The sequence below is a fragment of the Halalkalibacter alkaliphilus genome, assembly GCF_023555415.1.
In the GTDB taxonomy this organism is placed as follows: Bacteria; Bacillota; Bacilli; order Bacillales; family Bacillaceae_D; genus Halalkalibacter; species Halalkalibacter alkaliphilus.
Genome location: NZ_JAKRYL010000031.1, coordinates 1 through 16078, shown reverse-complemented (window position 1 = coordinate 16078; position 16078 = coordinate 1). Strand labels below are relative to the sequence as shown.

Below are 16078 nucleotides of genomic sequence, written 5' to 3'. Positions count from 1 at the left end.
GCGTGAATTTACGAATATTAACTATGAAAGTGAATGGCAAATAGAAACAGATAAGGAGAGCAATAATATGAGTGAATTTTCACATTGGAATGAGAACGGCCGTCCGAAGATGGTTGATATTTCTCAAAAAGATCAAACAAAACGAACCGCTGTTGCACAGAGCACCATCCTTCTAAAAAAAGAGCTATATGAAGCTATTCAAAATTCGCAAATAAAAAAAGGAGACCCTCTTCAAGTTGCACAAATTGCTGGAATTATGGCAGCAAAAAAAACACCTGATATTATCCCGATGTGCCACCCTATTCAAATTACAGGAGTTGACTTCCAGTTTGAATACAAGGAGGCGACAAATGGGTATGAATTAATCATCCAAGCTGAAGTCTCTTGTAAAGGTAATACTGGTGTAGAAATGGAAGCATTAACAGCTGTATCTGCAGCAGCATTAACTTTCTACGACATGTGTAAAGCAGTAGACAAAAGCATGATCATCAAAGACACCTTCCTCCTAAGCAAAACAGGCGGGAAAAACGGTGATTACACCTCCGGGAAATAATTCCCGGGGGTCAGACCCCTCTTTAGTAAACTAAAGAGGGGTCTGACCCTTTTCTTCTTCATCCTATATTCTGTTAATATAGAAACAGATGCAGATGATAAACCTGTGATGTTATATTATAAAAGTAAAATAAGAGTACCACTTCTAACCTTTATATACTGTGATACTCATCACAAGTATCCAAAGGTGACTGCGCTTGTTCTCTCTTCAAACTATAACGAAGTTCGACTAGATAGAACTATTAAAATCATTGTATAATAGACCTTTATAGCACCTTACATATTAGTACGACAGACTATTTATACTGAGCTGAGAAAAAACTAGCTAGTACTGGAGTGAACATACATTTTGGAAAAAAAGAAAGCTTTACCTGTTCTATTTGCAGTTATGTTCCTTGTCATGGTTGGCTTTGGAATTATTATTCCTGTTATGCCTTTCTATGCTGAGGAAATCGGAGCCACTCCTACACAATTAGGTTTGTTAATGGCTGTTTATTCATTTATGCAACTTCTATTTGCCCCAATGTGGGGACGAGTCTCCGATCAAATTGGTCGAAAACCAGTGATCATGATCGGCATTTTTGGCCTGGCTCTTTCCTTCTTCTTATTAGCTGTATCATCTACTCTTTGGATGCTTTTTGCAGCAAGAATTATTGGAGGCTTCTTCTCTGCTGCTAATATGCCTACAGTGATGGCGTATGTTGCTGATATTACATCAGAAGAAGACCGCGGGAAAGGAATGGGGATCATAGGTGCTTCTATCGGTCTAGGATTTATTTTTGGACCTGCCATCGGTGGCGTCTTCTCGCAAACAAATTTAAGTATGCCATTTTATTTAGCCGGTTCTTTATCTATTATTACGTTTCTATTCGTATTCTTTGTTTTAAAAGAATCATTAACACCAGAACAGCGTAACAAACAATTACGTGAAAGGACTCCATTACGGGCAGCCTTGAAAGGTCCGGTTTCCATTCTGTTTATTTTGCAATGGTTTGTCTCTTTGTCACTAGCTGGACTTGAAGCAACTTTTGCTTACTTTGCTTATGAAAGAGCAAATTTAGGTGCAGTGGAGTTAGGATATATCTTTATGATCATGGGGTTAGCAGGTGCACTGGTTCAAGGGGGCCTAGTTGGAAGACTAACGAAAAAATACGGAGAAGGATCGGTTATACAAATTGGAATTATCATTTCAGCAATCGGCTTCGGTTTAATTTTATTCATTGATAGCTTTTTAACTGCTGCTATTTATTTGACCGTGTTTGGTGTAGGAAATGGTTTAATACGTCCAAGTGTTTCCTCTTTACTGACAAAGGCCTCTCCAACAGGCTATGGTCGTACGACAGGACTCTTGTCTTCATTTGACTCTCTCGGTCGAATTATCGGCCCACCGCTTGGCGGCTGGCTCTTCACCGTAACAATCGGCTTGCCTTATCTGCTAGGAATTGCACTATCGATTTTCGCTTTTGTTTTATACCGAATTTACAAAGCAAAGGCAAACAATCCTGTTCCAGGCACTTAAGAAAAGACGTGCAGCGGCCTTTTCTATTATAAAAGGGTCAGACCCCTCTTTACTAGACTAAAGAGGGGTCTGACCCCTCTTTACTAGACTAAAGAGGGGTCTGACCCTTTTTTCTTTATTTTTCTTAATAAGGATCCGATGGATGGCTTTTATCTTGCGCATCTTGAACGGCTTCTTCTGTTTTTGTTGTGCCGATTGGACCAGACTCGGCTGATTCCATCTCTTTCATCTTCGCTTCAATCCCGTCAGCGACTCTCTTTCCATACTCAGGATCAGCTTGTGTGAAATTCTCGATCATTTGATCACGAATTTCCTTTCTACATGGGGCTAATGTATTCACTAAGTTTTTAATAAGCTCATCACGTTCAAAGTCAGAGAGTCTTCTGTACGTCTCTCCAGCTTGACCAAAATTATTCGTACGGTCAATCGTCTCCCGCTTTAATTCCCCTTCTACATTAGGAGTATGTTCCCTCCCTGGATTTTCTGCTTCTTTTAAGCCACCAATTGTGGAAGGTTCATAATTCACGTGAGGATTTTGATTTTTCCCTTGGTCCACTTTATATTCCATTTGACCATCACGTTGATTTGTCGCCACATGCTTCTTCGGTGAGTTAATTGGGAGTTGCAAATAGTTTGTTCCTACACGATAACGTTGAGTATCCGAATAAGAGAACGTTCTTCCTTGTAAAAGTTTATCATCAGAGAAATCAAGCCCATCTACAAGAACACCAGTCCCAAATGCAGCTTGCTCTACTTCTGCATAATAATTTTCTGGATTTTTATTAAGCACCATCTTTCCTACAGCCTGCCAAGGAACATCATCTTTGTACCAAAGCTTCGTAGGATCAAGTGGATCATAATCAAGCTCAGGATGATCATCATCACTTAAAATTTGGACAAAAAGCTCCCACTCAGGATAATTTCCATTTTCAATCGCTTCATATAAATCTTGTGTTGCATGGTTAAAGTTCTTGGACTGTATCTCGTCTGCTTCTTCCTGCGTTAAGTTTTTAATACCTTGCTTAGGCTCCCAATGGTATTTTACAAGGAATCCTTCTCCCTCTTTGTTCACCCATTTATATGTATTCACTCCAGATCCTTGCATCATACGATAGTTCGCAGGAATGCCCCAAGGAGAAAATAAGAAAGTGACCATATGAGTAGCTTCAGGGGTATTGGAGACAAAATCGAAAATACGTTCTCCATCTTGAATATTCGTTACTGGATCTGGCTTAAATGCATGTACTAAATCTGGAAACTTCAAAGGGTCACGAATAAAGAAGATCTTTAAGTTATTACCAACTAAGTCCCAGTTTCCATCTTCTGTATAAAACTTTACCGCAAATCCTCTTGGATCACGCAAAGTTTCAGGAGAATGTCCACCATGAACAACAGAAGAAAAGCGGACAAATACAGGTGTTTGCTTTCCTTTTTCTTGGAATACCTTTGCTCTTGTATATTTTGAAACTGGCTCATCGCCAACCATACCATATGATTCAAAGTATCCATGCGCCCCCGCACCCCGAGCATGAACAACACGCTCTGGAATACGTTCTCGATCAAAATGACTAATCTTCTCTAAGAAATCATAATTTTCTAATGTTGTTGGTCCACGATTTCCTACCGTACGAACATTTTGATTGTTCGTAACTGGATGTCCCTGCCTATTTGTCAACGTGTCTTCGGTTTCATTCGTTCCTGTAACTTCGTTTTCGTCTTTCATCGTATTCCCTCCTTTTAGTGTTCAATACCAATATGTCCATCTAGAAATTATCCAAAACAAAAAATGGAACATTCATTAAAAAGAGCAAACATGAACCAATGAAGGATCACGTTTGCTCTTTTTGACTAATAGGTTTTGCATAAATAATATAACGATCTGGTGCTGCGCCCACAAAGTTAAATGGATAGCAAGTTGACAATGTGAGAATCTCATTAGGCGCTGTTGATCGTATAACGGTACGATCATCTGCATCAACAATTTCTGATTCATACATTTCATAAACAAACTCACCGTAAGGCATTTTCACGACAAATTGATCACCATTTTCTAGTTTTCCGAAGTCTCGAAATACCGTATCACGATGTCCAGAAAGTAGAATTTGATCATTTTCACCAGGAAAAGCGGTAGTCGTAAAATGTCCTACTCCTCGGCTTAATTCCTCTTCATCTGTACCAGATATTATTGGGATCTCCTTTTCCAAGCGAGGAATGTACAACGCTCCGATCACATCCCCATCCTCAATCTTCATATCACTTGCACTCTTCACTTCTTCCTTCGGTTCTGCTAGAATTTTTTTTGCTTCTGCCATCGACTCATTCTGCTTTGTATAGCCTTGATATAATTCATATCCCCCGAATGCTAGAAATCCGATTCCTAGAAGGATAATGATACGCGCGATTACTTTCATATTAAGACGCTCCCTTAATTTCTTAATAACTCTATTATTAAAAAGTATATCTAGAATTAAGTGACAAGTTCAATAGAAAAATCCTCCCTGCCTTGTTGGTCAGAGAGGTATCCTATTTTCTAAACTAGAACCATTAATTTTCTACTCTCAAAAGAGATTAAACTAATATTTCCGCCAGTTAGCATATTCCTTATTCAATAACTGTTTTCTAGCAAAAGTATGTGCTGAAATAATCATTTTCTCAATGGTACCTGTGCTCCGGGCAAGAATTCGTACTATTACTCCATTCCCAGGAATAGCGGACAATCCAAAGCATAGTTCAAAATTGGTATCATCTTCTTGCAGATGTTCATATAAGCGATCAATAAAACTTTTATCTACAGCATGATGTAAGATCAGAAACATTCCAACATGCGTATAGCCGTCCATTTGCAGCAAACCGTTCATTTCGTCGTCTGGTTCCAACATTAAATGATCAAACAATACAAGCTTTTCTTTGTGATAGACCTTCAACTTAGAACGAATCCAATCATAACGAAAGAGGCTTCCATCTTTCGCCCATCCTGGTGTAATAATATCACTGTAAAAGAAACTAGCATCGTCATCAATATAGACAGTTGTCTCCTGAATAAACCGTGCCTGTTCGTAAGCAATTAACGGGTCAGGCATGTATTCAAGAACACTTCCTTTTCCTAATGTAATATTCGTTACTTGAACAACTGGTTCATTCGGTGTCTTATACACCTTTGTGTGTGATTGAGTTGTAACTGCTAGTTCTGCTTCTTCTTCTACAGAAATGTTCGTTACATATCGATCCCCGTCTACATATCCTCCTCCTACATGAATGAGGTAAACAGACGGTGAATTCATATCAAGGTAAACCGGACGTGTAATCTTTAAGGCACCTTCATAATAGCAGTCAGAAAGGATTGTTCGTAGAGCTTTTTTTTGGGCTGTCAGCTCTAGTAATCCGGTATAACTCATGATTCCAGACCAATAAGAAGAGCTTGCTTTTTAATCCAATCTACAACTTCGTCTAAACCTGTTCCATCCTTTAAATTCGTAAAAACAAACGGCTTACTGCCACGGGCTGCGATCGTATCTTGTTCCATAACTTTCAAGCTTGCCCCTACATACGGAGCTAAATCTGTTTTATTAATTACAAATAAATCAGATTTAATCATACCCTGTCCGCCTTTTCGGGGAATCTTTTCTCCTTGTGCAACATCGATAATGTAAATTGAAAAATCAACTAATTCCGGACTGAACGTAGCTGCTAGATTATCACCGCCGCTTTCAACAAAGATCAGTTCTAGATCCGGGTGCTTTTCTTTTAATTCATCAATGGCCGCAAAGTTCATCGATGCATCTTCGCGGATCGCTGTATGTGGGCACCCACCTGTTTCTACCCCAACAACACGATCTTCTGGCAATACACCGTTTTTCATCAGAAATTTTGCGTCTTCCTTTGTGTAAATATCATTTGTTACGACTGCCATGCTTAATTCATTTTCCAAAGCACGGGTTAGCTTTTCTACAAGCATTGTTTTTCCTGCTCCAACAGGACCTCCAACTCCAATTCTTACTGGTTCCATATGTATCCTCTCCTTAGTTAGTTTTTTATGACATAAACAAGCGTACGTGTAAGCGTTCATGCCGCATTTGTGCAATTTCCAGCCCAGGACTAATCGCACCAAAATCCTCTTCTACTAATGTAAAAATTCTTACTACAGCCTTGTCTATTAGAGGCTGTATTTCTACTAAAATCTTTTGACCATCTGTCTGTCCAAGCGGAATGCCACGAACTGCATTTTGAACTAATGAGGAAACAGCCGTAAACAAATACGTTTTAACAATTGTATCTATTGGTATTTCCAAATGATGGGCAACTGCTGCAAATACGAAAGCAGAATGTCCATATGCCTTCTTTTCCTTCATCTGCTGCAAATATTTTTGAAGAGCGGATGACGGATAGAGTTCGTAACACAGCTTTGCCATCCTTTCTCCTATCCTCTGGTTTCCAAGTCTTGTTTCCTCTGCAAGACTAGAAGCATATAATAGATGGTCAAGCTCGAAAAACTTGTCCAATTCTTTTTGCTCGAGCGCCTCATAGGCAAGTCTGCAAGCAAGACCATCAACAAAGGTGAGCTGCTTGCGAATATAAACAGATATTGCTTGACTAAAGCTTTGTTTATCTGTAATTATCTGACCTTGAATATAGGTCTCTAATCCAAAGGAATGTGAAAATGCTCCTGATGGAAAATTGGAATCACTTAATTGTAAAAGTGGCAACAGCTTAGTCATGACTATGTCCAATATGACGAAATGCCTGTTTGACCTTTCGCTTTTCTCGTTTATGAGGGATCGACAATTGCTGAAGTAACTCTTCAACTAAGTAGTCGTATTGGACGAGCATTTCATCCCCTTCGAATTGAGCTGGCATGTGACGATTTCCAAGCTGGTGAGCGATCTCCCCCATTTGTTGAATCGAAGTTGGCATTATCGTTAACAGATCATCTTCTTTGACTGAGACAACAATCATGTTTTTTTCATCCATATACAACACATCACCGTCTATTAATTCACGGTTTTCTTTTAATCGAATGCCAATCTCTTTGCCGTGATCGGTTGTAACCCTTTGAATTCTTTTTACTAGGTCATCACTTTCCAAATACACTCGCTCTACATGTGGAGCTCTCTTCTCCATTGTTGCAACATTTCCCACAATACTTTCAATAATCATATTTCCCCCACCTTTAAAATAAGAAATAGCGCTGTGCCATCGGAACTTCTTTTGATGGTTCACACGTAATTAATTCGCCGTCAACTTTTACTTCATACGTTTGCGGATCAACCTCAATTTCTGGCGTTTCTCCGTTTAACACCATCGATTTTTTCGTTAAGTTACGAACGTTAGAAATAGGCTTGACGATTTTTTGCAGACTAAGCTCTTTTTTAATTCCCGCTTCATACGCCGCCTTTGACACAAAGGTCATTGCTGCTTTGTATTTGGCTTTTCCGTTAGTTCCAAACATTGGACGATACAAGATTGGCTGCGGCGTTGGAATACTTGCGTTTGGATCGCCCATAATACTGTGAGCGATGATTCCGCCTTTTAAAATAATATCTGGCTTCACACCGAAAAACGCAGGATCCCAAACGATTAAATCGGCAAACTTGCCAACTTCAACTGAACCAACATAGTCAGAGATTCCGTGTACGATCGCAGGATTAATCGTATATTTTGCAATATAGCGTTTCACTCGATTGTTGTCTCCTACTCCTTCGTCTCCCTCAAGCTTTCCACGTTGTTTTTTCATTTTATCGGCTGTCTGCCAAGTACGGCTGATTACTTCGCCGACACGCCCCATCGCTTGTGAATCTGACGAGATCATACTAAACACACCTAAGTCATGAAGAATATCCTCTGCAGCAATCGTTTCTTTACGAATTCGCGAATCTGCAAAAGCAATATCCTCCGGAACACTTGGATCTAAATGATGACAAACCATTAACATATCTAAATGTTCTTCCAATGTGTTAATGGTAAATGGACGAGTTGGATTCGTCGATGAAGGTAAAATATTAGGAAAGCTAGCTGCTTTAATAATATCCGGTGCGTGTCCTCCACCTGCTCCTTCCGTATGATACGTATGGATAACACGACCATTAATGGCTGCTAACGTGTCCTCGACAAATCCACCTTCATTTAGTGTGTCTGTATGAATCGCTACTTGGACATCATACTCATCTGCTACCGTTAAGCATGTATCAATTGCCGCTGCTGTCGTACCCCAATCCTCGTGAAGCTTCAAACCGACAGCTCCAGCTTCAACCTGTTCACTGATCGCCTTCTTTCCAGACGCATTTCCCTTCCCTAAGAAGCCTAAATTCATTGGGAATTCCTCTGCCGCCTCAAGCATTCGATGAATATTCCATTTCCCAGGTGTACAAGTTGTTGCTTTCGAGCCTGTTGCCGGACCTGTTCCTCCACCAATCATCGTTGTCAGACCTGACTGAAGGGCCGTATCAATTTGTTGCGGACATATAAAATGTACATGAGCGTCTATTCCTCCGGCTGTTACAATTTGACCCTCTGCGGCTATGACCTCCGTAGAAGCACCTACAACAATATCAATATTATCCATGAGTAATGGATTTCCTGCTTTTCCAATTGCAGCGATAAAACCATCCTTAATTCCAATATCTGCTTTGTAAATTCCCGTATAGTCAACAATCGTCGCATTCGTTAACACTAGGTCGACACTTTCATCCCTTGTCGCAAGGGGGTGCTGTCCCATTCCATCACGGATGACCTTGCCTCCGCCGAACTTCACTTCATCCCCATACGTCGTATAATCCTTTTCAATTTCTATGAATAACTCCGTATCAGCTAGACGAATGGCATCTCCAACTGTCGGACCAAACATATCCGCATATTGTTTTCTTGACATGTGGAAACTCATTCATTCCCCTCCTTCATAACTGATCCATTTACTCGATTATTTAAGCCATATATCTTTTGTTCCCCTGAGAAAGAAACAAGTTCAACTTCCTTCTCATCACCTGGTTCAAAACGGACAGCTGTACCCGCTGGAATATTTAAATGCATTCCTAATGTTTCTTCCCGATCAAACTTTAAAAAACTATTCACCTCATAAAAGTGAAAATGTGAACCAATTTGAACAGGCCGATCTCCTTGGTTTAACACCTTAACCGTCATTGACTTTTTATGTTCATTACAAATAATGGGGTCTTTCTTTAATACGTACTCTCCTGGAATCATATTTCTCCCCTCCTATTATCGAATTGGATTATGTACAGTAACTAGCTTCGTTCCATCAGGGAATGTTGCCTCAACTTGAATATCCGAAATCATTTCAGGAATACCTTCCATGACATCTTCTCTTGTCAAAATAGTGGTCCCGTACTGCATTAACTGAGCGACGGTTTGTCCATCTCTTGCCCCCTCTAATACTTCATATGTAATAATAGCCGTTGCTTCTGGGTAGTTCAGCTTCAATCCCCTTTTTTGACGACGACGTGCCAAATCAGCAGCGACTACGATCATCAGCTTCTCCATCTCTCGAGACGTTAGTTTCATCCCCTACCATCCTTTCTTCTCAATTGTAGAAGTTTTTCAAATATTGCTATATTATTCTACTATTTGACAATGATTATACTATAACTAATAGAAAAGTAGCTAAGATTCACTAAGACTTAGCTACTTTGTTCATTAATTGTTCAATTCCTGATAAGTTAAGCTTGCTCTGATTCTTTCTTTTCTTTAAAATACTCAACCCATGGACGGATCGAGATATACAATCCTGCTGTTACTAACCAGCCAAAAGCAAGATATGTCCACCCTTTAAAAAACTGCAAGCTATAGCTATACCCTGTTATAAACATAATTCCTGGGAATGCGAAGATAAATACAAATGTTAACCCCAAAGCCCAGCGTGTACACATCTTTGCGTCTTTTATCAACTGTTTATCCTGCATAGTTATACAACCTTCCTTTCCTGAGCCGTCTTAAGCTCTTCTTGCTCTTCATCAAAGCTTTTAAATTGATCTTTCATCGCTTCAAAATCAAACTCTTCTTTCGACATTAAAGCATGGCCTACCGAGATCAAACCACTAACTAAAAAGACCGTTATGTTTCCAAAGAGCATTGAATGCAATTGACCGAGAGACTCAACACTAATGGAACCGTACGTAACATAAGCATAAGTTAACCAAACCGTAACCCCTGAAATCATCCCTAATAACGCACCGTAGAAACACCCTTCATTCGTTGCACGTTTCCAAAGTAAGCCAAGCGTCAGTGGAATAACTGCACCACTTACAAAAATCCCCATAGCCATATAGACAAATCCTAATCCAATTCCAATGTTGAATAATAAAATTGAGAAAACACCCATCGCTAATCCGAAACTTAGCGTAACGATACGTGATATTTTTAACGTTTGCTTACTGCTCGCTGTTGGATTGATCGATTTACGGTAAATATCTGTAACAATAATATTCGTAATGGCTGTAAGCTCTGCAGCCCCTGTAGACATCACGGCCATAAATAACATGACTAAGAATAAAATGGATCCGACTGTACCAAGTAAGTGAGCAGCCATTAGCGGTGCTGAGGCGTCTGGGTCCCCAATATTTAATCCTAAACCTGCAGCTGTAACTCCTAAAAATGTAGCAATCGCAAATGGAATTGAGAACCAAGCAATCCCACCATAAATATAAGCCTTTGACGCTGCACTGTCCTTACTTGCAATCGCACGCTGCCAGTATGACTGGTCAACGAATACCGTACCAAAGTTACCGATAATGTTGATCATTCCGAACAGTAAACCCGGAATTGATGCCATTGTTAACATTTGTTGAGACTCAGGTAAAGCACGTAACCCTTCATAAACCGTTGTCACTCCAAATTTCATATATACGACGGTTGCAAAAATAGTAAGAATGACAAAAATCATAACAGTGTTTAAGTAGTCTGCGATGAATGACGCTTTTAAACCCCCAATCATCGTATAAATCGTAAACGTTAATGGAATTAAAAATGCCGCTACATAAATATTCATACCTGTAAGTGAGTTTAACGCAATCGCTCCACCAAGGATAACCATTGCTGTGACGATAATATTCGTCATTAATGCAAACACCATCATAAGTTTATGATTTTTTTTGTCAAAACGTTTTCCAATGAACTCCAAGAATGTATGAGCCTTAGGTGCTTTTCTTTTTAAATGAATCGCTACAATCGCAAACAATAATACTTGAATACAAGCACCTGCAGCATACCAATAAGGTCCGCTTATTCCATATTGAAAACCTGTTGATGAAGACATCATCAGAGTAGCTGCCCAAGTCCAAGCCGCAATGATCGAAGCACTCGCCAAGCCGACACCAACGCTTCTGCCCGCCGTACTAAATTGTTCAGCTGTCATCTCCGTCTTTCTGCGACGCTGCATAATAATAGTAAGACTCGTAAAAAACACTCCAAAAAATAGCAAAATCAAATATCCAGTACTAGCTGTTAACATATTTCTCTCCCCCATCTTTTATTAAATAGTTTACTAGTTGCAAAGTGTTACTTTTGTACTTTTTAACCAATTCAGAACTAATAAATTATTTAATTTGTTCAATGAGGTTAGTATACGAGTGTTTCTTTCGCATTTCAGCCATCCTGTCAGGTTTCCTAACATACTATTTACAAAAGTCAGAAATTTCATTCTGCAGCTTATTCAAAAAACTTAATATTAAGGAAAGGTGCATTCTGTTATTTAAAAATTGCACAAGTTAAATTTTTCTCTGACAACTAATCTGACATTTACTTTAAAACATTTAAAGAGCAGATCATATACCGTTATCCTATTTCCCAATACAAATCTGCAGCCATAGGCTAAAAAAATAAGCAATTAGGCATCCCTATTGTTTACCGCTATTTACCATTCGCTGCGGACAAACAATAGATTCGCTTATTGCTTAGCTAGTTTAGAAGACTATTTTAATAAAACATTTAGTTTAATAAAGCAACCGAACACTTACTCAACTATACAAATTCCATTTTATATAGTTAAGTAAGATGAACTAGCATAACGACGTACAATGATAAAAGGTGCATTCTAATTCCCATTGCAATTGTAGATAAGGAGTCTAGCCGATTATATTATAGCCTGAATCTACATAAATAATTTCACCCGTAACTCCTCTAGATAGATTACTAAGCATTGCGATTGTCATATCGCCCACCTCTTCTTTTGTTACATTTCTTTTTAAAGGTGCAGACTCTTCAACTTTATGAAGTATTTCATTAAAAGAACCAACTCCCTTAGCAGCAAGTGTTCGAATTGCCCCAGCAGAAATAGCATTAACACGAATATTCTCTTTTCCTAAGTCTAATGAGAGATATTTTACTGAAGATTCAAGAGCTGCTTTTGCTACACCCATAACATTATAACCATTGACAACTCTTTCAGCTCCAAGGTAACTCATTGTCACGATAGAGCCGCCTTCAGTCATATAAGGTTGTGCTTCTCTTGCCACAGCTATTAAAGAGTACGAGCTAGTATCTTGAGCAAAAGCATACCCAGACCTTGAAGTATTTATAAAGTCCCCTTTTAAATCTTCAGAATGTGCAAATGCAACTGAGTGTACAATTCCGTGGATCGTTCCTACCTTTTTTCCGATCTCTTGAAATGCATCTTTAATACTTTCATCATTATTAACATCGCATTGCACGATTATTTCAGCTGAATAGTTATTATCATTTAAAAGCTTATTTAATTTTCCCAGTGAACGTTCTAAACGATAGGTAAAAATAAGATTAGCACCAGCTTTATAAAGTGAACTAGCCACTCCCCAAGCCAGACTCCGCTCATTAGCAACCCCCATTATCACAATATTCTTTCCCTTTAATTTAAGTAAATCCTCCATTTTGTCCTCCTAAATTCATTTAAGTTGGCTTAATATTTATACCTGAACTTAGTACCAGGTACTAATTATATTGTATCATATTTGCCTATTAAGCGTAAAAAAACGTCTCCGCTTGTTACAGAAACGCCCGAGTTAGTTTAATGTAATTCCTCACAAAGATAAGTCACTTTTTTTATACTTTTTGTAAGCTAATGGGGTCATATTCATTGACTTTCGGAATTTATCAATGTAATAGCTTGTGCTATTAAACCCTACTTGATAGGCAACATCAGTGACATTGGATTCTGATTGTTGTAGTAAAAGCAGGCTTTTTTGAATTCGATAATCAGTTACGTAATGCATGGCTGTTTTCTTTAAAAATCGTTTGAAATATCGACAGCATTCAGAACGGCTTAATCCACCAGCCCGTGCTATATCGTCTAACAGAATTTTCTCAGCATAATGTGTGTGTATCCAATTTAACATTTGCTTCATTCGTTGATTCTTTAACACTTCCTTCTGTTCGTACTCTAATTGGACACCATTAATAATTAGGTTCTTCCAAATGAATGTTAGGTGTACGCTTATGTCTATTTCGTAGTATGGTGGATTTTCTTTTATCAACTGATTGATTCTCATAATAGAGTCCAAAATATTATTTGCCCAAAGCTCTTTTGGAACCAAGTGTAAATAAGGTAGATTAGTCGCCTGAATATATGGGCGTACAAACGTAGTAAAAAGTTCTTGTGATAAAACGAAACTTGGAGAAACATTTAAACAAATATAGACACAGCCTGAATCACCCTTCTCTTTTGCCATGTGAAGACAGCTGCTATTTATAAATAGCCCCTCGCCTTCACGAACAGTAATTTTCTCTTCATTTATTTGAAAAAACGCTTCCCCTTTTCGTACTAGAACAAACTGTAATTCATTATGCCAATGTAGTGGTATATATCCATTTATATTTTGGTTAATCGTTGTTTCGTAACATGCAACCGGTAACACAACTGTACGGTGTTCTGTTAATTCTTTTAGATTTTGATCAATCATAAAATCTTTTATTTGCATATTACCACCTCAATATAGTTATATTTTTTTATTCCATTTTTGTATTAATTAATGCATTATTCATTTATCATATGAAATATTGTAACACTATTTTTATATTTAAGGTGGAGAATCCATTATGAGTAGACAAAAGGGAATCATTCTTGTTATAACAGGAGCTTTATTTTGGGGGATTGGTGGCACGGTTTCAAAAAAGCTATTTCAAGAGTTTGAAATTGATGTAGATTGGCTTGTGACGACCAGGTTACTCATAGCTGGTTTTTTACTTTTAACAGTTCAATTTTTTCGAAAAGACCGTTCCCAAATAATCGGTGTTTGGAAAACTAGAAGGATAGCTATTCAATTAATAATCTTCGGGTTACTCGGTATGCTTGCAGTTCAATACACATATATGGCTTCCATTAAACATGGTAACGCAGCTGTTGCAACGTTATTACAATACTTAGCACCTGTTATGATTATCGTTTACTTGATTTTCCGCAAACAAGCTGTTTTAACACGAAGAGATTTGTTGACTGTTTCGCTCGCTTTAGTTGGGTGCTTTTTCTTATTAACAAACGGCTCAATCACTCAATTATCCGTACCAACACCAGCAATCATTTGGGGTGTTTTATCTGGAGTAGCTCTAGCATTTTATACCTTATATGCCATTCCTTTATTGAAACAATACGATTCCCTTGTCATTGTTGGGTGGGCTATGATTATCGGTAGTTTTGCGCTAAGTTTTGTTCATCCACCTTGGCAAATGGACGTTACATCCTTAACAGTAGAAGCTTATTTATATTTAGTATTCGTTATCATTTTTGGTACAATGATTGCATTTTGGTTTTATATAGAAAGTTTGCAAAGTCTAGCAGCGAAAGAATCCAGCCTTCTAGGAAGTACTGAGCCATTAGCTGCTGTTTTTACCACTGTCTTTTGGTTAAATGAACCCTTTGGAACTTTTCAATGGTTTGGTACAACTTGTATCATTTTAATGATCTTTGTATTGGCTTTGAATAATGATTCTTCTTTAAAGAATAGCAAACAAAATAAAAAGCCCCTCAAAATCAGCTAGTTTCTTCGAAAGGGGCATACTTATTCTTCATCCTCAATATCAGGTAAAGTATTTATAAATTCTAGAAGTTCATTTACATTTGTTGTCGTTAATTCAATTCCTTCATTTTTAACTAAAAAAGTTCCATAAACCTTTGAGGGAGAAAATACAATTCAACATGACAAATAACAAAACAAAAAGATCAGATTTTAAAATCTGATCCTTTTTGGTCTATAAACCTCGCCTTATTCATCTAACGCTACCCGATTGTACAAGTTCATTAGACGCTGACGCAAAGCAATTTGATAAATAAGCGGAGAAATTTCTCTTGAATTAGGAAGTAGCACTGAAAATAGCTTAATTAGACGGAAAGATTCCGACTATTGACTCGAAAAAAAGTGAAAATGGGTAATTTCGCATTGCTTATTCGGAAAACCTCCGCTTATATACCCCGAACCGTCTCTAGTCAACATTCTAACAGGAAAAATTCCGCTTATTGCCTCTCTCCATACCTAGAACTATTGAACAATTAGTTTAAGTGTATTCCTTCACATACTCTTAGCTTAAATGTTTTAACACGCCTTTTACTAGGCGTACAAAATATATTGTACGTTTGCGTTTTCGCATGATAAAGGAGTGCTATAGTAGCTGTTAAAATAGCATCTTTTGCTTCTAAACTTTGGTATAACAACGAAAAAAAAGAGATACCAATTAGCGCGCTAATTACATCTCTAAAAGCTATGTGATTTACTTGTTTTCTCCCTCTCAAGCGAACCCGTTACGCAAAAGCAAAAGAGGTTTTATTATTAATAATATAAACCAGATTTGATAATTTTCTTGGCAGTTCTTTCTTGAGATTTAACAAGGGCGTCTAAAAATTTAGATAAGAATTTCATCTGAATTCCTTCTTTCTTGACTAAGTGTAAATCAATTATGCAACGTTTTAATATTTTCTTCAAAAACCAAATTCAACCAAGAAAACGTAAACAAATTTATTGAAAGCGTATAGCATCAAGACTAATCTTTGTTTATCTCCTTTTTTTATGACTTTTAAGTATTTAAATGGCGACA

Annotated in this window: 16 protein-coding genes; 3 read left to right on the top strand and 13 right to left on the bottom strand. The window is 38.0% G+C overall.

Features of this window, described 5'->3' with window-relative positions:
* The first annotated feature begins 67 nt into the window (after positions 1-67).
* Positions 68-553 carry a cyclic pyranopterin monophosphate synthase MoaC gene (moaC, locus tag MF646_RS20640; protein WP_250098415.1) on the top strand — a complete coding sequence of 162 codons (486 nt, stop codon included), beginning with the start codon at positions 68-70 and terminating at the stop codon, positions 551-553.
* Between the two features lie 348 nt (positions 554-901).
* Entirely contained in the window at positions 902-2071 is a 1170-nt protein-coding gene (locus MF646_RS20635; RefSeq protein WP_250098392.1) for an MFS transporter, read from the top strand.
* 124 nt (positions 2072-2195) lie between these two features.
* Here MF646_RS20635 and katX read toward each other — a convergent pair whose 3' ends face one another.
* The 13 genes from katX to MF646_RS20570 all read right to left on the bottom strand — a co-directional run bounded on the left by katX (position 2196) and on the right by MF646_RS20570 (position 13971).
* Positions 2196-3794: a catalase KatX gene (gene katX, locus MF646_RS20630; protein ID WP_250098391.1), complete on the bottom strand. Its 1599-nt coding sequence runs from the start codon at positions 3792-3794 to the stop codon at positions 2196-2198.
* Between the two features lie 106 nt (positions 3795-3900).
* On the bottom strand, positions 3901-4482 hold the full coding sequence (locus MF646_RS20625; protein ID WP_250098390.1) for a class D sortase: 582 nt from the start codon (positions 4480-4482) through the stop codon (positions 3901-3903).
* 162 nt (positions 4483-4644) lie between these two features.
* Complete coding sequence (locus tag MF646_RS20620) at positions 4645-5466, bottom strand: urease accessory protein UreD (RefSeq protein WP_250098389.1); 822 nt, start codon at positions 5464-5466, stop codon at positions 4645-4647.
* Positions 5463-6077 (bottom strand): urease accessory protein UreG, encoded by a 615-nt coding sequence (ureG, locus tag MF646_RS20615; RefSeq protein ID WP_250098388.1) that lies wholly within the window; start codon positions 6075-6077, stop codon positions 5463-5465. The genes MF646_RS20620 and ureG overlap by 4 nt, the downstream gene beginning before the upstream one ends.
* A 25-nt stretch (positions 6078-6102) precedes the next feature.
* Positions 6103-6786 carry an urease accessory protein UreF gene (locus MF646_RS20610; protein ID WP_250098387.1) on the bottom strand — a complete coding sequence of 228 codons (684 nt, stop codon included), beginning with the start codon at positions 6784-6786 and terminating at the stop codon, positions 6103-6105.
* Positions 6779-7225, bottom strand: a complete 447-nt coding sequence (gene ureE / locus MF646_RS20605; RefSeq protein ID WP_250098386.1) for an urease accessory protein UreE — start codon at positions 7223-7225, stop codon at positions 6779-6781. Before ureE ends, MF646_RS20610 begins: the two co-directional genes overlap by 8 nt.
* Before the next feature lie 13 nt (positions 7226-7238).
* Positions 7239-8948: an urease subunit alpha gene (gene ureC / locus MF646_RS20600; protein WP_250098385.1), complete on the bottom strand. Its 1710-nt coding sequence runs from the start codon at positions 8946-8948 to the stop codon at positions 7239-7241.
* Positions 8945-9268 (bottom strand): urease subunit beta, encoded by a 324-nt coding sequence (locus MF646_RS20595; RefSeq protein WP_250098384.1) that lies wholly within the window; start codon positions 9266-9268, stop codon positions 8945-8947. The genes ureC and MF646_RS20595 overlap by 4 nt, the downstream gene beginning before the upstream one ends.
* A 15-nt stretch (positions 9269-9283) precedes the next feature.
* On the bottom strand, positions 9284-9586 hold the full coding sequence (locus MF646_RS20590; RefSeq protein ID WP_250098383.1) for an urease subunit gamma: 303 nt from the start codon (positions 9584-9586) through the stop codon (positions 9284-9286).
* A gap of 155 nt (positions 9587-9741) precedes the next feature.
* Entirely contained in the window at positions 9742-9984 is a 243-nt protein-coding gene (locus MF646_RS20585; protein ID WP_250098382.1) for a hypothetical protein, read from the bottom strand.
* A 2-nt stretch (positions 9985-9986) separates the two neighbouring features.
* Positions 9987-11531: a sodium:solute symporter family protein gene (locus MF646_RS20580; RefSeq protein ID WP_250098381.1), complete on the bottom strand. Its 1545-nt coding sequence runs from the start codon at positions 11529-11531 to the stop codon at positions 9987-9989.
* 613 nt (positions 11532-12144) lie between these two features.
* Positions 12145-12924 carry an enoyl-ACP reductase FabI gene (gene fabI / locus MF646_RS20575; protein ID WP_250098380.1) on the bottom strand — a complete coding sequence of 260 codons (780 nt, stop codon included), beginning with the start codon at positions 12922-12924 and terminating at the stop codon, positions 12145-12147.
* A gap of 150 nt (positions 12925-13074) precedes the next feature.
* Positions 13075-13971 (bottom strand): AraC family transcriptional regulator, encoded by an 897-nt coding sequence (locus MF646_RS20570; protein WP_250098379.1) that lies wholly within the window; start codon positions 13969-13971, stop codon positions 13075-13077.
* A gap of 118 nt (positions 13972-14089) precedes the next feature.
* Here MF646_RS20570 and MF646_RS20565 point away from each other — a divergent pair, with 118 nt between their 5' ends.
* The gene (locus MF646_RS20565; RefSeq protein WP_250098378.1) at positions 14090-15028 is read left to right on the top strand and encodes a DMT family transporter; all 939 of its coding nucleotides are present in this window, start codon (positions 14090-14092) and stop codon (positions 15026-15028) included.
* Positions 15029-16078 lie beyond the last annotated feature (1050 nt).